Origin of the sequence: Myxococcus vastator (assembly GCF_010894475.1) — a bacterium.
In the GTDB taxonomy this organism is placed as follows: domain Bacteria; phylum Myxococcota; class Myxococcia; order Myxococcales; family Myxococcaceae; genus Myxococcus; species Myxococcus vastator.
The window spans coordinates 1-16,276 of the sequence record NZ_JAAIYB010000165.1 but is presented as its reverse complement, the minus strand read 5'-3'; the positions used below and the strand labels follow the sequence as shown (position 1 = coordinate 16,276).

Here is a 16,276-nt window from a genome sequence, read left to right as displayed (position 1 = left end):
CCCCGTACCGCCAGCCGCCTTCCGCCCCGCGCCGCCCCTGGCGCTCGTTCGCCGCCTGCGCCGCGCTGCTGCTGCTGGCGCCCGCCTGCCGAGGCCTGGGCACGTACACCTGGGTGGATGACTACCAGGAGAAGCCGCCCCCGGTGGACTCGGCGTACCGCATCGCCGCGGGAGATTTGCTCAACATCCGCGTGTGGAACCAGGAGTCGCTCACCACGCAGGCCCGCGTGCGCGAGGACGGCCGCATCAGCCTGCTCTTCCTGGACGACGTGGAGGCCGCCGGCCACACGCCGGCCATGCTGTCGCAGCAAATCCAGACGCGGCTGAAGGACTACATCAACCACCCCGTCGTCACCGTGGCGCTGGAGATGGCGCGCCCCATCAAGGTGACCATGGTGGGCGAGGTCAACCGCATCGGTCCGCTGGAAATCGACCCGGGCGCCAGCGTGCTGGAGGCCCTGGCCGGCGCGGGCGGCTTCACCGAGTACGCCCACAAGGACCGCATCTTCGTCATGCGCCAGGAAGACGGCGCCGCGCCCGAGCGCATCCGCTTCCGCTACGACGACCTCATCCACGCCGAGGGACGCGCGCCCACCTTCCGTCTGCGCCCCGGTGACGTGGTGGTGGTGGAGTAACCCGTGCTGGGGACGGTCCTCACCGTCGCGATGCTGGAGGTGTCCTCCGCCTCCGTCAGCTACGCCACGGCCGCGCGCGTCGACTCGCGCCTGCGCTCCAACGAGGACCCCGCCCCCGAGGCCCCCAGCGTCGCGGGGGACACCGACATCACCCCGCTGCTGGGCCTGGAGCTCCGCGACGGCAACACCGCGCTCCAGGTGGAGTACGCCCCGCGCATCAGCCTGCGCGAAGTCACCGCCCGGGCGCGCACCGAGGTCCAGCACATGGGCCGCCTGGCCGGCCTGTGGCGCCCCGAGCGCGGCCTGTCCCTGCGCCTGTCGGAGGAGCTGGTGCTGGGCAGCGTCAACCTCCTCACCACGGACCTGGGCGCCCTGCCGGGCGGGACGCCGGGCGTGGACCCGGACGGGCCGCTGCGGCCTCCCGGAGGTGGCGGTCCCCTCCAGCCCCTGCCCCAGGCGGACACCGTCTACTTCCTGTCCTCGGCCACCACGCTGACGGCGGACACCGGCTGGCTGGGGCGGCGGTGGAACCTCACCGGCTCTGGCGGCTTCTCCATCAGCGGCGGCCTGGACGGGCCCGCCCGCGAAGCGGTGCCCCTGCAGTATGGCCCGCGCGCGGACGTGTCCCTCAGCCACGCGCTGTCCCCGCTGAGCGCCATCACCACCTCCGTGGCGTTCAACGCCGCGCGCTTCTCCACCGGGGCGAACAACACCATCGTCACGCTGCGCGAGGCCTGGGGTCAGCGGGTGGACAGACGCACCTCCCTGGAAGCCGGCGCGGGCGTGAGCGTGGTGCACTCCATCCCCGTGCCCCCCGGCGAAGGCGAGCCCGAGCCCGGCCCGCTGGACGCGCCCCGGACGGAGCTGCTCCCCAACCTGAATGTCGGGGTGAGCCACCGGATTCCCTCGCGCGCCGCGGACTTCAACGGCCGGGCGGACCTGCGAATCGTCCCCTTCACGGACCGGCTGACGGCGCGCGTCTACCCCCGGGCGGACCTGACGCTGACGGGGACGTGGGCGCTGGGGCCCCGCGTGCGGGTGTCCGCCGTGGGCGGCGGCGCCGCGGCCGTGGGCGGAAGCAGCGGGGACAGCATCCTCTCCGGCGGCTTCACCGGTTCCTGGATTCTCACACGGTGGGTGTCCGTGGATACCGACCTCCGAGGGACGTGGAGCCGCTCGCCCGAGCTCCCGGCGGCCCGGCTGACCTGGGCCGCAACGCTGGGCCTGTCCGTGCGACAAACTGGTAGTCTCTGAGGGCTGGCGCCATGGCGAAGCTCATCTTGATGTCCGTCCTCATCCTCACCATCGCGCTGCCCGCCAAGGCGGCGAGGGATCCGCATCCGATGCGGGGGCTGAAGAAGGCCATCCTCTGGTTCGTCCTCTTCAACGCGGCATACACGTATGGCGTCCTCGTCTGGGTGCCACGGCTCGGGTTCGGCTGAGCGAGTTTCAGAAAGGTTGACGACGGATGGAGTCCGACCTGCACACGGTCCTCCTGGTGGAGGACGCCCCCTTCTTCCGGAAGATGCTGGGCGACTACCTGCGGGACATGGGGTTCAAGGAAGTGGTGGAGCTGCCCAGTGGCCGCGCCGCGCTCAAGCACCTGGAGACGGCCGCGCGTCCCGACCTCGTCTGTCTGGACCTGACGCTGCCGGACATCTCCGGCTATGACCTCTGCGAGCACATCCGCCGCTCGGCGACGATGGCGGACGTGCCGGTGCTGGTGGTGAGCGCCCGGGACTTGCCGGAGGACAAGGCCCACGCCGAGGAGGCCGGCGCCGACGGCTACCTGGGCAAGCCCTTCACCCAGGAGGAGTTCACCCGCCGGGTGCAGTCGCTCCTCAAGCGCACTGAGGCCAGGAGGAAGCCGTGACGCACCCCGCGCCCGGGGCTCCCGGGCCGCGCCCCCAGCTGGTGCCGCCGCAGGCCGCGTTCACTCCGGAGCGCCCGGAGACGAACGCGCCCGCGGACCTCATCGACTGGGGCTTCGCCATCGACGCGGTCTTCTATTTGAAGAACGCGGTGCTGCGGCACTGGTTCCTCGCCCTGGTGGTGATGGGCGCGGTGTCCGCCATGGCGGTGGGCGTCAGCAAAATCATGCCGCGCAAGTACCGCGTGGAGACGCGGATGCTGACGCAGCGCAACTTCATCATCTCCTCGCTGGCCAACCCCGGGCGCTCCATCCCCGTGGACGCGGACCAGCCCACGCGCGCCGCGTGGGAGATGGTGATGAAGCACGACAACCTGCGCTCCATCGTCGCGAAGGCGAAGCTGGTGGAGTACTGGGAGCTGCAGCGCTCGCCGCTGAGCCGGCTGAAGGAGACGGTGCTGCGCAAGCCGCCCGTGCCCATGTCGGACGACGACAAGCGCGACGCGCTCACCGCCATGCTGGAGCAGGCGATGATTGTCGGCGTGGAGGGCGGCACGGGCACCGTCTCCATCGGCGTGGAGTGGACCGACCCGCAGCTGGCGCTCAACATCGTGCAGGAGGCGCAGCAGAACTTCCTCGACATGCGCCAGGCGGCGGAGATGGGCGCGGTGCAGGAGGCCATCACCATCCTGGAGAAGCAGGTGGTGGACGAGGCCGAGGGCATCCAGCAGGCCATCGCCCAGCTCAACGCGGCGGTGAAGCGCGTGGAGGCGCGGCGGAAGAAGGAAGAGGCGAAGCAGGGACGCCGGGGCGGCCCCGCGGTCGCCGCCAACGCCGCGCTGGGCATCAACACCGACCACCTGCTGGCGCAGATGCGCTTCATGATTCAGACGAAGCGCCGGGCCATTGGCGACGTGGAGGACTTCCGCTCGCGGCGGCTGACGGAGCTGCGCAACCAGCTCTCCGAGCAGCGCGTCATCTATTCGCCGCAGCACCCCATCATCACCGACCTGGAGCAGCGCATCTCCGCGCTCCAGGAGGACTCGCCGCAGCTGATTGCGCTGCGCTCGGAGATGACGGAGCTCATCAACGAGTACGTGCGCAACGGCGGCGACCCGGGCGAGCTGGAGTCCGGGCTGGCGACGGCGGCCCTGGGCGGCGCGACGTTCGGCGGGCCGGCCACGTCGGATGACCCGGAGGTGTCGGTGGCGGCGGACCGGGTGCGCATGCTGGTGATGCGGCACCAGGAGAAGATGCGGCGGCTGGACCAGGCGCGCACGGAGCTGGAGATTTCCCGCGCGTCCATGAAGCACCGCTTCAGCGTGCTGTCGCCGCCCACCTTCCCGGAGCGGCCGTCCAAGCCGAAGGTGCAGCTCATCGTCGCCGCGGGCGTGGTGGGCGGCATCGGCATGGGCATCTTCGCGGCGCTGGCGCTGGACATCATCCGCCGGCGCATCCTGGAGAAGTGGCAGGTCGAGCGGATTCTGAAGCTCCCCGTGCTGGCGGAGCTGGAGCGGCGCTGAACAGCGCGCTCGGGGGTGCATGTCGTGACATCGTGGACGTGGCTGGACGTGGCGCTGTGCGTGGCGCAGCTTCCCGTGGCGGTGGCGTGTGGCTATCTGCTGACCCTGACGCTGCGCTCCTATCGGCCCCGGCCGCCGGCGACGCGCATCGGGCCGCGGAAGTTCGACGTCGTCATCCCCGCGCACAACGAGGAGCTGGGCATCGCCCGGACGGTGACGAACCTGTCCGCGGTGGACTACCCCGCGCACCTGCGGCGCATCATCGTCGTGGCGGACAACTGCTCCGACGCGACGGCGCAGAAGGCGCGCGAGGCGGGCGCCTTCGTCCTGGAGCGGCAGGACCCGGAGAAGCGGGGCAAGGGCTACGCGCTGGCCCACGCCTTTGAATTCAGCCAGCGGGACGGCTTCGCCGAGGCGGTGGTGGTGGTGGACGCGGACACGGTGGTGACGCCCAACCTGCTGACGGCGTTCGCCATGCGCATCGAGGGCAAGGAGGGCGGGCTTGAAGGGGCGCACGCCATGCAGGCGCACTACGGGGTGATGAACCCCACGGCCTCCTGGCGCACGCGGCTGATGACCATCGCCCTGGGCATGTTCCACAAGGTGCGCTCGCAGGGCCGCGAGGCGATGGGCGTGTCGTGCGGCCTGCGCGGCAACGGCATGTGCTTCACGCACCACGCGCTGGCCCAGGTGCCGCATGACGCCTTCAGCGTGGTGGAGGACCTGGAGTACGGCATCCGGCTGGCTCGCCACGGCTTCCGCGTGCACTACGTCTGGGAGGCGGACGTGCTGGGGGAGATGGTGTCCGCGGAGAAGCAGAGCCGCTCGCAGCGTCAGCGCTGGGAGGGCGGCCGCGCGCAGATGCGCAAGCTGCACGGGTGGCCGCTGCTGAAGGACGGCCTGCGGAAGCGGGACGGCACGCTGCTGGACATCGCCATGGACGTGCTGGTGCCGCCGCTGAGCCAGCTGGTGCTGGCCGCGGTGGGCTGCGCGGTGCTGGCCGGGGCGTTCGCCTGGTGGACCCACAACCCGATGCCGTGGGCGCTGGGCGTGGCGGGCTTCAGCGTGGCCAGCCTGGGCGCGTATGTCCTGCGCGGCTGGTGGGTGTCCGGCGTGGGGGCTCGGGGCCTGCTGGACCTGGCCTGGGCGCCTGTCTACGTGGTGTGGAAGGTGTGGCTCATGCTGCGCGGCCCCGGCGCGGAGAAGCGCGGCGAGTGGGTGCGGACCTCGCGTGAGGGGGAGCACCGGTAGCGGGTGGCGTGCACGGAACTCAAGTTGAACTTGAGTTTCGTGCAGGTTGGCGTGGCTGCTTGCACGAAACTCAAATTGGACTTTAGTTTCGTGCGTGGGAACGGCGCGCCGTGGTCAGCCAGATTCGGACCGGCTCTTCGACATCGTCGCGGGGCAGGCAGGGCTCTTCACCGCGCAGCAGGCGCTGGAGGCGGGGTATTCGGCGCAGGTGCTCGCCCACCATGTCCGGGCTGGCAGGTTCCTGCGCGTGCTGCGCGGCATCTACCGGTGGGTGCACTTCCCGGCCAGCGAGCACGAGGACCTGGTCGCCGTCTGGCTCTGGTCGGAGCGGCAAGGCGTCTTCTCCCATGAGACCGCGCTGGCGCTTCACGGCCTGTCGGACGTCCTGCCCTCGCGCGTACACCTGACGCTGCCGGCGGCCTGGAAACAACGCCGGTTCCGTGTCCCTCCCGGCGCGGTGCTCCACCATGCCGATGTTGGCAAAGAGGAGCGCGTCTGGTTCGGTCCCATCCCCGGGACATCACCGCGCAGAACGCTGCTGGATTGCGCGACGGCGCATGTGTCACCCGACCTGCTGAATCAGGCCATCGCGCAGGCGCTGTCACGCGGGCTCATTCTCACGTCAGACCTGCCCCTACCGACTCCCCATTCAAGGTGATGGACGCATGAAGCGGGGCCGTGTTTTGACAGCCCACGATGCGAATGCAGAGCATCTCACATTCCTTGATGTGCATCTTCGCCGCCCTCGCGCTGGGTTGCTCCAGCGGCGCCACTGGCACCGCCAGCCGCCGCGACGCGTACGCGCTGGCGACCTGCTCTGACACCGTGTCGTGCTGCATCCAGCGCAACGCTGGCGTCCCCGAAGCGTGCGGCCTCACAGCGGGCGAGGCCGCCATGTACATGGCAGGAGTCAAGACAGCCATGGATGAGGCCGCCAAGGAAGAAGAGACATCCGTCATCTGGGACGATGCTCACAATGCGGACCTTCCCGAATGGCGGCGCGAGTGCATCCGGTTCTACGGCGACTGCAAGACGGAGCCTGGGTGGACGGGATCTTGCTACGAGTGCCTTCGCCGCTGCGAGGCTCAAGAAGAATGGCCCGTGTCGATGTGCAAGCCCGGAAGAAAGACGCGGAGGAAGTAATGGACGACAGCCCCGATTGGGACCCGGTACGCGCCCTCGCACATCGCGTTTTGAATCAAGGCATCCCGCTGGAGCTGACGGATGACGTGCGGAGCTTGCTCAGGCGCACCGCGCGAGAGGTTGCCATGAGCGACGGAGACGCCGCGCTCCAGACCGAAGCGGGCGCAACGGAACTTTTGCGAGAAGCCATGCGCCGTATCAAGGATGGCTCTTGGCGCCTGATGCGTGCGCTTCACCGTATGTACCAGCACAAGCGAGCGGGTGACTTCGACAGCGCCCGCCAGGAAATGCGGGAGGTGCTCGCCGTCGAAGTGGTGCCGCACTACCGCGAGATAGCGGAAGGCCAGCTCGAAGACCTCGACGACGAGCCGTAACCCCGACGTGCAGATGGAGCACATCTGCAAGACGCTGGTGAGCGCGTGGCGGGTATCGCCAGGTGAGGCGCGGTTTCCATCCGGCATCGAGAAGGCCGCGGGTGCGCCATCGTTCAAGTTCTTCGACCCGGACACACCGGGACACGTCTGTTCGTCGCGGATACGCGATGCTGAAACCGTGATGAAGCGGCGAGGCGCTCGTGAAGTTCGGCACGTGCGCTCTCTGGAAGATGGCCACCCCCTGTTCATCCGAGGTGGCCCACGATGCATTCCGTCGCTCGCCGTGTGCTGTGCGTCTTCCTGCTGATGTTTGCGCTCCCCGCGCTGGCTCAGGCCGATGCGGATGAGCGCCCCAACACCAGCACGCTCCTCGGGATGGTGCGTCACACGCACCGGAGCCTCCCCCTCGCCGATGTCATCGTGACCGCGTGTTCACTCAGCCTCCAGGGGGCGTTGATGGCCGTGACCGATGCACAGGGGAGCTACCGCATCCCGCAGCTTCCACCGGGCGATTACACCCTGACGTTCGATAAGGAAGGGTTCAAGGTCCACACACGCTCGGACCTTCAACTGCGCCTCGACAAGACCCTCCAGGTCGACGTGGAACTCCTCACCGCGCCACCCGAGGAGCCGATACGTGTCTTCGGCGTCGCACCGACCATCGACCAGGGCTGCACACAGTCCCGGACAGTGGAACTCGACCTTGAGTTCATCAAGCGCATCACCCGTCCACGTGACTGGGCCTGCGAGACCCGCTCCTTCGAGCATTCCGGTCCCAAATGTCCCGAGCCCCGTATGTCCCTCAACGGCCCACCGTTCTCCATCCTACCCTCGCTCCCCTTGGGCCATTCGAGGCTCTTCCCAGTGCCTCCGCCCGCGCGTTGAAGCGTTGTCCACCCGCCCAGGCGCGCCATGATGGCAGCGCCGAGAGGGCGGACGCGGTCACGCAGGCTGTCTTGCATGAGACTCGCATTGGACTTTAGTTTCGGGCGTGGGAACGGCGCGGCGCAGGCAGCAGCTGCGGCTTGGGCGGAAGAGGCAACGCGGATGGCCGTGCTCACCAAGGGACGACGCAAGCTCCACCGGGAAGACCGCCTCTTCGTCTGGTGGGTGGACTCAGCGGATGGCCCGGAAGACCTCCTGCACGTCATCTCCGACGACAAGCGATTCCACGTCACGTATGAACTGGGGCAGCCCTCCGAGGAGGGCTGTCTGGTCGTTCTCGGGAGGGAATTTCCTGGGCTCCCGGACGCAGGCGGTCGCTGGATTCGAGTGAGGACACCCGACTGGGATTCCACCGCGGTGGGGCCCGGCTTCGTCCGCCGCCTCGTCGATTGGGCGTTGACGCCTGACAAGCCGCTGCTTCGGGTGAATTGGCGCGGCGAGCCCGAGGAGCGCAGCGATGCCACTTCGCATTGACCTCCCCGAGGTCCTCCAACGCAAGGCACTCGAGGCCGGGAGCGAAGGCCGGGCGTGGCTTCAACGACTGCCTGCCATCGTGGACGCGCTGAAGCAGGACTGGGGTCTGACGCTATCGAGCCAACTTTCGGGAGGAACCGAGGCGCTCGTTGTGGCAGCGACGACGCGAGCCGGTGAAGACGCCGTCCTGAAGCTCGTCATCCCAGGCCTGTCCTCCGCCTCCAGCCAACTCCGGGTGCTGCTCACCGCCCAGGGACGCGGCTACGTCCGAGTCCTCCAGCATGATGAACCGCGCGGCGCCACGCTGTTGGAGCGGCTGGGGCCACGATTGAGCGAGGTGGGGCTCACACCCGCGAGACAGATGGAGGTGCTCTGCCGGACGCTGGTGGACGCATGGCAGGTCCCGCCCACCGAGGCCGTCCTGTCCGGGAAGGAGAAGGCCCTCAGCCTCGCCCGCCTCATCGAGGAACTGTGGAGCGAGCACATGACGTCCTGCCCTCGTCATGTCGTGGAGACAGCGCTTCGGTACACCGCCGCCCGGGAAGCAGCGTTCACCCCGGACACCTCGATCCTCGCCCACGGCGACTGCCACGCCGACAATGCGTTGCGCGTGCGGGGTGATGACGCACAGGCCTTCAAGTTCATCGACCCGGACGGCATCTTCATCGAGCGCGGGTATGACCTTGGCATCTTGATGCGCGAATGGAGCGAGGACCTGCTCGAGGGTGACGCCTTCACACGAGGCATCAAGCGTTGCCAGCAACTCTCGATGCTGACCGGTGTCGCGCCCACCGCCATCTGGCAATGGGGGTTCATCGAACGGGTGTCGACCGGGCTGTACCTCCAGCGGCTTGGGCTCAACACGGAGGCCACGGAGGTTCTCGACGTGGCGGCTGCCTGGGCGGCCCACCCAGACCCGTTCTAACGCCGTCATCCTGCCGCGCGGCCGATGCCGAAACCGTGATGAAGCGGCGAGGCGCTCGTGAAGCTCGGCACGAGCGCTCTCTGGAAGATGGCCACCTCCTGCTCATCCGAGGTGGCCCACGATGCATTCCGTCGCTCGCAGTGTGCTGTGCGTCTTCCTGCTGCTGTTCGCCCTTCCCGCGCTGGCGCAGGCCGATGCCGGCACGAATCCGAACATCAGCACCCTCATCGGCACGGTGCGCAACGCGCATCAGCGACGTCCCATTGCCGATGTCTTCGTGACCGCGAGCTCTCCCAGCCTCCAGGGGGAGTTGAGGGCCTCGACCGATGCCCAGGGGAGCTACCGCATCCCGCAGCTTCCACCGGGTGAGTACACGCTGACGTTCGAGAAGGAAGGGTTCAAGCCCTACACACGCTCGGCCATTCAACTCCGCCGCAACCGGACCATCCGGGTCGACGTGGAACTCCTCGCCGCTGCGCCAGAGGAACCGGTCAACGTCATCCGCGCCCCACCGACCCTCGACGTGGGTTCCACGACCATGGGCGTGAACGTCGACCAGGAGTTCATCAAACGCATCGCTGTCGCCCGTCCGGGTGGCAAGGGTGGCGCGTCCCGCTCCTACGAAAGTCTGGCCGAGTTGCCCCCCGGCCCCCTGCACGATGCTTACGGTGTGTCCCTCAACGGCTCACCGTCCTCCATCCTGCCCTCACAGCCCCTGGGCCGTCCTGGGCTCCCGAAGCCTCCGAGCACGCCTCGGCTCGTCCTCCAGCATGTCGAGCCCTCCGAGCCTCCCGCGCCCGCCGTGACGCCCGCGCCGGTCTCCCCCTTCCACATGTATTTCCAGGGGTACGGCGTCAATCCCACCGTCAACACGGAGGAGGAGCGCTTCTCCACCTTCTCCGTCGACACGGACTCCGCATCGTACACGCTGACGCGGGCCTACCTGGAGCGCGGCAGCCTGCCCAACGAACAGGCCGTCCGCGTGGAGGAGTTCGTCAACACCTTCGACTACGGCTACACGCACCAGGGCAACGCCCCCTTCAGCGTCCAAGTGGAAGGCTTCCCCTCCCCCGTGCGCAAGGGCTACCACGTCATCCACGTCGGCGTGAAAGCCCGGGAGGTCCCCCGCGTGGAGCGCAAGCCGAGCCACCTCGTCTTCGTCATCGACGTGTCCGGCTCCATGAACCTGGAGAGCCGGCTGGGCCTGGTGAAGCGCTCACTGCACCTGCTCGTGAACGGGCTGGATGAGCGCGACCAGGTCTCCATCGTCGTCTACGGCTCCACCGCGCGCCTGGTGCTGGAGCCCACCCATGCCGTGCACGCGCACATCATCCGCGCCGCCATCGACAGCCTGCACACCGAGGGCTCCACCAACGCTCAGGCGGGTTTGGAGATGGGCTATTCGCTCGCGGCCTCTCACCTCGTGGAGGGCGGCATCAACCGCGTCATCCTCTGCTCGGACGGCGTGGCCAACACCGGGCTCACCGACGCCAACAGCATCTGGGAGCGCATCCGTTCGCGCGCGGCGAAGGGCATCACCCTGTCCACCTTCGGCTTCGGCATGGGCAACTACAACGACGTGTTGATGGAGCGCCTGTCCCAGGTGGGCGAGGGCCACTACGCCTACGTGGACCGGATTGAAGAGGCGCACCGCCTCTTCGTGCGCGATCTCACCGGCACGCTCCAGGTCGTGGCCAAGGACGTGAAGCTCCAGATGGAGTTCAACCCGGAGGCCGTGTCCCACTACCGGCTGCTCGGCTACGAGAACCGCATGCTCACCCAGGAGCAGTTCGCCGATGACCGCGTGGACGCGGGCGAAATCGGCGCGGGTCACGCCGTCACCGCGCTCTACGAGGTGAAGCTGACCGAGCCCTCCGCGTCCTTCGGCACGCTGCGCATCCGCTACAAGGCGCCGGAGGGTGGGGACTCGAAGCTCATCGAGAAGCCGCTGCCGTCGAGCGTCCTCCGCCCCGCCTACGGCCGCGCCACGCCGCCCACGCGGCTGTCCTATGTGGCCGCCGCCTTCGCCGAGAAGCTGCGCGGCTCCTACTGGGTGCGCACGCTCACCTACGACGCCCTGTTCTCCTTCTGGGAGGAGGTCGGCCAGCCGCTGAAGGCGCGCGAGGACGTGGCGGAGCTGGGCGCCCTCATCCACAAGGCCCGAACCCTGGACCACCGCGCGGACCGCTTCGAGGCCTTCGCGCCCGTGAGCACCATGGACTTCGACCGCGTCCCCACCCTGCCCTGAGTCCCGCGCTCGCGCCTGGCGTGGCCCTTCCGCCAGGCGCGAGCCTCCCGTGCGTCCCATCAGGGCGCCGTGTCCAACCCCGCCGCGAAGAGCACCGACGCCTCCGCGAGCTTCACCGTCTCCTGCTGCTTCAGGTGAAGCACCCGCATGTCCTTGAGCGAGCGGAACGCGTCCAACAGCTCCAGGATGCCGCCGCGTCCCTCGCGATAGGCGTCCTCGGCCATCCGCCGCACCGTGGGCAGCCGCTCCACCACGTCGTGCTCCAACCGCGCCAACGCGCCCTTGCGGCCCTCCAGGACGGAGTGCGCCCGGGTCAGCTCCGCGCGGGCCTCGGCCTGCGCCGCCTCCAGCGCGCGGGCCTCCGCCTGCAGCTCCGCGGACGCCCGGGCGATGGAACCCTGGTTCCGGTCGAAGAGCGGCAGCGGCAGTCCCACGCCCACCAAAGCGATGGTGCTCTGCTCGTTCCGCGTGAGCATGACGCCCGCCGCCACCGACGGCACCGGCAGCCGCTCCCTGCGCGCCACGTCCAGGCCGCCTCGTGCCACGGCCTGCCGCGCGCGCGCCGCCACCAGCGACGGCCGGCGCTGCTGAGCGGACTCCCACAGGAGCGGCAGGTCGGGCAGGGACCCGGTGACGCGCAGCGAGCCCTGCGCCCTCGGGTGCCACCCTTCGATGCCGAGCAGCGCGGCCAGCCGTCCGGAGGCGTCGTCCACGCTGGCGCGCGCGTTCAGCACCTCCACCTCCAGCGCGCGGCTCTCCACCTCGATGCGCTCCACGTCGTACCGGCTGGAGTCACCCGCCGCGGCGCGCCCCTTCACCACCTTCTCCACGCGCCCCAGGTCCACCGCTGTCTCCTCCAGCACGCGCAGCTCCTCCTGGTTCGTCAGCAACGCCGCGAAGGCCTCGCGCACGGCCAGCGCGCGCTCCGCCAGCGACGCCTTCACCCGCGCCTGCTCGGCGGACACGTTGCGCTCCGCCAGCTCACGGCGCATCCCACGCTGCCCGAAGAGGAGCAGGGGTTGCTCCAGCGACAGCTCGTGCACCACCGATGAGCCGGTGTTCACCCCCGCGGCCAGGAGCTGCGTGCCGTAGCTGAACGACGGGTTGGGCAGGATGCTCGCCTCGACGCGGTCCGCCGCCGCCACGTCGATGCGCGAGCGCTCTGCCGCGGCCCACGGGCTGCGCTCGTCCAGCAGCGACAGCGCCTGCTCCAGGGTGATGCGCTCCGGCGGCGCCGCCTCGGACCGCTTCCGCTCCTCCAAATCCAGAGCAGGCGCCGCGGCCTGCTGAGCCCCGGCGCTCCCAGCCGCCAACGCGCCCAGGACGCCCCATACGATGAGCCGCCTCACGCCGCCACCCCCGCCGTGCCCTGCTCCGGGCCGTGCCCCTTCGGACCCATGTGCTCCACACCGGCGCCCAGGTCCTCATCGTCCTCGTCATCCCGCGACCCCGTGGACGCGGCGTGCTTCCCCACGATGACGGCGTAGAAGGCCGGCAGTGCGAACAGCGACACCAGCACCGCCGTCACCAGCCCGCCGATGATGACCACCGCGAAGGGCCGCTGCGTCTCGCTGCCCGCCCCGCTGGAGAGCGCCGCCGGCATCAGCCCCAGCATCGCCAGCAGCGCCGTCATCAGTACCGCGCGGAAGCGGCTGGCCGCGCCCGCCGGGAGCGCCACCTCCAGCGCCTCGCCTGCCTTGCGCCGGTCATCCACCGCGCTCACCACCAGCAGCGACGCCAGGCATACCTGCCCCAGCAGCGTGATGAAGCCCACCGCCGCGCTCACCGACAACGGGATGCCCGTGACGGCCAACGCCAGCACGCCGCCGCACATCGCGAAGGGCGCCCCCGCCAGCACCGCGCTCGCGCTCCGCATGGAGCCCAGCGCCGCGTAGAGCAGCGCGAACACCACCAGGAAGGAGACGGGCACGATGACCGCCAGCCGGCCCAGCGCGCGCTCCTGGTTCTCGAACTCGCCGCCCCACTTGAGGAACGCGCCCTCCGGCACCGTCACCTCGCGCTCCACGGTGGCCATGGCCTCCTGGATGGTGGAGCCCATGTCGCGCCCCTCCACGTTGAACTTCAGCGCCAGGGTGCGGCTGTTCGCCTCGCGGTTGATGCTCGCGCGCCCCAGCGCCTTCTCCAGCCGCGCCACCTCGCGCAGCGGGACGTGGCCGCCGCTGGCCGTGGGCACCAGGATGCCGCCGATGCGCGCCTCGTCATCACGCTCCGTGCCCGGCAGGATGACGCGCACCGGGACGGGCCGCTCCTGCTCCCACAGCTCCGTCACCACCCGGCCCCCCAGGGCCGTCTCCACCAGGTCCTGCGCGGTGGACACGTCGATGCCAGCACGCGCCAGCGCGGGGCGGTCCAGCACCACCTGGAGCTGCGGCACGCTGGAGTCGCGGTAGAGCCCCAGGTCCACCACGCCCTCCACTTTCTGGAGCGACGTGACGGCCTGCTCCAACGTGCCGCGCATGGCCGCCAGGTCCGTGCCGAAAATCTTCAGCACCACCTTGCCGCGCACGCCGCTGATGGCCTCCTCCACGCTGTCCTTGATGGGCTGCGAGAAGTTGAAGCTGACGCCCGGAATCTCCAGCAGCGAGGCGCGCAGCTCCCGCACCAGCCGCTCCTTGTCCCAGCCCTCGCGCCACGTCTCCTCGGGCGCGAAGCGGACGAACGTCTTGCCCATGTTGACGGACTCGTTGTCCGTGCCGTCCTCCGGGCGCCCCTGCTCGACGAGCACCTCCTTCACCTCCGGGAAGTCCAGCAGCCTGCGCCGCACCTCCAGGAGGAGGTCCGCGCCCTTGCCCAGGGAGATGCTCGCCGGCATCTCCACGAAGATGTTGATGTCGCCCTCGTCCAGCTCCGGGAGGAACTCACTGCCCACCCGCGAGCCCACCACCCCGGTGACGAGCACCAGCGCCGCCATGCTCGCGAACACCCGCGCCTTGCGCGGCATCAGCCACGTCACCGCGCGGGCGTAGCCGTCCCGCAGCGTGCTCAGCAGCTTCGGCTCCTTCACCTCCGCGTCCTGAGGCAGCAGCAGCAACGCGCATAGCGCCGGCACCACCGTCAGCGCGAAGACGAGCGCCCCCACCAGCGCGAAGCTGTACGTCAGCGACAGCGGCCGGAAGATGCGGCCCTCCACGCGCTCCAGCGTGAAGACGGGGATGAGCGCGGCGATGATGATGGCCATCGCGAAGAACGTCGGCCGCGCCACGTCCAGCGCCGAGCGCAGGATGAGCCCCAACATCTCCTTGCGCCGCCGGGGCCGCTGCACCCCTGCCTCGTGCAGCACGTTCTCCACCAGCACCACCGCGCCATCCACCAGGATGCCGAAGTCGATGGCGCCCATGGAGATGAGGTTGGCGGGCAGGCCCACCAGCTTCAGGCCGATGAAGGCCGTCAGCAGCGCCAGGGGAATGACGGACGCGACGATGAGCGAGCAGCGCAGGCTGCGCAGGAACAGCCACGCCACCGCCACCACCAGCAGCGCGCCGTGCAGCAGGTTGTGGTGCACCGTGGACAGCGTGTGCCCCACCAGCACGTTCCGGTCATAGAAGGGCTCGATGCGCATGCCCTTGGGCAGCACCCGCGCGTTCAGTTCCTCCACCTTGGCGTGCACGCCCTCCAGCACCGTGCTGGGGTTCTCCCCCCGGCGCAGCAGGACGACGCCCTCGGTGACGTCCATGTCCAGGTTGTGGCTCACCGACCCGCGGCGCGGCGTGTGCGACGCCACCACCCGCGCCACGTCGCCCACCGTCACCGGCGTGCCGTCCTCGCTCTTGAGGACGATGCCCTGCACGTCCCGCGCGCCGCGCAGGTAGCCCACGCCGCGGATGAGCAGCTCCTGGTCGCCCTGGCGCAGGAAGCCGCCGCCCACGTTGCGGTTGGAGCGCTCCAGCGCCTCGGTGACGTCCGCCAGCGTCAGCTCGTGCGCGAGCAGCCGCGACGGGTCCACCTGGACGTGGAACTCCTTGAGGAAGCCGCCCAGGCTGAGCACGTCCGCCACGCCGGGCACCTGGCGCAGGTGCCGCGCGATGTTCCACTCCAGCTCCGAGCGCGTCTCGGTGAGCGTGTGCCGGTCGCTCAGCACGCGGAACTGGTAGATTTTCCCCAGCGGCGTCGCCTCGGGCGCCAGCCGCACGTCCGCGCCGTCCGGCAGGTCCGCGTTGGACATGCGCTCCCCGACGACGGTGCGCGCCTTGAACGGGTCCACGCCGTCATCAAAAGTCAGGAAGATGAGCGACAGCCCGAACAGGCTCTCGCTGCGCATCTGCACCATGCCCGGCGTGCCGTTGAGCACGCGCTCCAGGGGCACTGTCACCTGCCGCTCGATTTCCTCGGGCGCCAGCCCGGGCATCTGCGCGATGACATTGACTTGGAGGTTGGTGACATCCGGAAACGCCTCCACCGGCGTTTCGAGATAGGCCTTCACACCGAAGAGGCCAATGCCCAGCGTCAGCAGCAGGACGGGCAGGCGGCTCCGGACACAGAACGCGATGAGTGCTCGCAACATGGGGAGGGGTCCTCGCCGCGCCTAGAGAAGCTGGTCCGCCGCGCCATCCAGCAGCAGCGCGCCCCGGGTGACGACCTGCTCTCCGGGTGACAGGCCCGCGATGATTTGCACCCGCCCCTCCACCGGCTGCGCCACGACGACGGGCCGCCGCACATAGGTGCCCGCGTCCTGCTGCACGTACACCACCGACTCCTTGCCGTTGCGCAGCAGCACCGCCTCCACCGGCAGCGTCAGGCTGGCGTCCGGCGCGTCGATGCGCACGCGCCCGAACATGCCGGGCCGCAGCCCCCGCGCCTGCGTGTCCAGGGTGATGCGCACCGGCGCCGTCCGCGAGCCCCCCGCCACCACCTGTCTCTTATACACAGC

Annotated in this window: 16 protein-coding genes; 13 read left to right on the top strand and 3 right to left on the bottom strand. The window is 69.6% G+C overall.

Annotated elements, in window-relative coordinates:
• From epsY to G4D87_RS17830, 13 genes are all read left to right on the top strand, one after another.
• Positions 1–635 (top strand): exopolysaccharide export protein EpsY (epsY, locus tag G4D87_RS17885; protein WP_240358367.1); only part of this gene is annotated, 635 nt, incomplete at its 5' end.
• A 3-nt stretch (positions 636–638) separates the two neighbouring features.
• Positions 639–1,889 (top strand): exopolysaccharide export protein EpsX, encoded by a 1,251-nt coding sequence (gene epsX, locus G4D87_RS17880; protein ID WP_163783277.1) that lies wholly within the window; start codon positions 639–641, stop codon positions 1,887–1,889.
• Positions 1,890–1,900: 11 nt separating this feature from the next.
• A complete protein-coding gene (locus G4D87_RS38915) occupies positions 1,901–2,077 on the top strand; it encodes a hypothetical protein (protein ID WP_011557330.1) in 177 nt (58 codons plus the stop codon).
• 26 nt (positions 2,078–2,103) lie between these two features.
• Positions 2,104–2,508: an exopolysaccharide biosynthesis response regulator EpsW gene (gene epsW, locus G4D87_RS17875; protein WP_163783276.1), complete on the top strand. Its 405-nt coding sequence runs from the start codon at positions 2,104–2,106 to the stop codon at positions 2,506–2,508.
• Positions 2,505–4,028, top strand: coding sequence for a PCP family exopolysaccharide biosynthesis protein EpsV (gene epsV, locus G4D87_RS17870; RefSeq protein WP_163783275.1), 1,524 nt, complete (start codon positions 2,505–2,507; stop codon positions 4,026–4,028). Before epsW ends, epsV begins: the two co-directional genes overlap by 4 nt.
• A 15-nt stretch (positions 4,029–4,043) precedes the next feature.
• Entirely contained in the window at positions 4,044–5,279 is a 1,236-nt protein-coding gene (epsU, locus tag G4D87_RS17865; protein ID WP_163783274.1) for an exopolysaccharide biosynthesis GT2 family glycosyltransferase EpsU, read from the top strand.
• A gap of 94 nt (positions 5,280–5,373) precedes the next feature.
• Complete coding sequence (locus G4D87_RS17860) at positions 5,374–5,937, top strand: type IV toxin-antitoxin system AbiEi family antitoxin domain-containing protein (RefSeq protein ID WP_163783273.1); 564 nt, start codon at positions 5,374–5,376, stop codon at positions 5,935–5,937.
• Between the two features lie 68 nt (positions 5,938–6,005).
• Complete coding sequence (locus G4D87_RS17855; RefSeq protein WP_240358368.1) at positions 6,006–6,422, top strand: hypothetical protein; 417 nt, start codon at positions 6,006–6,008, stop codon at positions 6,420–6,422.
• The gene (locus G4D87_RS17850) at positions 6,422–6,796 is read left to right on the top strand and encodes a DUSAM domain-containing protein (RefSeq protein ID WP_163783272.1); all 375 of its coding nucleotides are present in this window, start codon (positions 6,422–6,424) and stop codon (positions 6,794–6,796) included. The genes G4D87_RS17855 and G4D87_RS17850 overlap by 1 nt, the downstream gene beginning before the upstream one ends.
• A gap of 264 nt (positions 6,797–7,060) precedes the next feature.
• On the top strand, positions 7,061–7,681 hold the full coding sequence (locus tag G4D87_RS17845; RefSeq protein WP_240358366.1) for a carboxypeptidase-like regulatory domain-containing protein: 621 nt from the start codon (positions 7,061–7,063) through the stop codon (positions 7,679–7,681).
• Between the two features lie 162 nt (positions 7,682–7,843).
• The gene (locus tag G4D87_RS17840) at positions 7,844–8,215 is read left to right on the top strand and encodes a hypothetical protein (RefSeq protein ID WP_163783271.1); all 372 of its coding nucleotides are present in this window, start codon (positions 7,844–7,846) and stop codon (positions 8,213–8,215) included.
• Positions 8,199–9,140 carry an aminoglycoside phosphotransferase family protein gene (locus G4D87_RS17835; RefSeq protein WP_163783270.1) on the top strand — a complete coding sequence of 314 codons (942 nt, stop codon included), beginning with the start codon at positions 8,199–8,201 and terminating at the stop codon, positions 9,138–9,140. The genes G4D87_RS17840 and G4D87_RS17835 overlap by 17 nt, the downstream gene beginning before the upstream one ends.
• A 121-nt stretch (positions 9,141–9,261) precedes the next feature.
• Positions 9,262–11,388 (top strand): YfbK domain-containing protein, encoded by a 2,127-nt coding sequence (locus G4D87_RS17830; protein WP_163783269.1) that lies wholly within the window; start codon positions 9,262–9,264, stop codon positions 11,386–11,388.
• Between the two features lie 59 nt (positions 11,389–11,447).
• Here G4D87_RS17830 and G4D87_RS17825 read toward each other — a convergent pair whose 3' ends face one another.
• The 3 genes from G4D87_RS17825 to G4D87_RS17815 all read right to left on the bottom strand — a co-directional run.
• On the bottom strand, positions 11,448–12,737 hold the full coding sequence (locus tag G4D87_RS17825) for a TolC family protein (RefSeq protein ID WP_163783268.1): 1,290 nt from the start codon (positions 12,735–12,737) through the stop codon (positions 11,448–11,450).
• Positions 12,734–15,910 (bottom strand): efflux RND transporter permease subunit, encoded by a 3,177-nt coding sequence (locus G4D87_RS17820; protein WP_163783267.1) that lies wholly within the window; start codon positions 15,908–15,910, stop codon positions 12,734–12,736. Before G4D87_RS17820 ends, G4D87_RS17825 begins: the two co-directional genes overlap by 4 nt.
• 21 nt (positions 15,911–15,931) lie before the next feature.
• A partial coding sequence (locus G4D87_RS17815; protein ID WP_371928551.1) for an efflux RND transporter periplasmic adaptor subunit occupies positions 15,932–16,276 on the bottom strand: 345 nt, incomplete at its 5' end.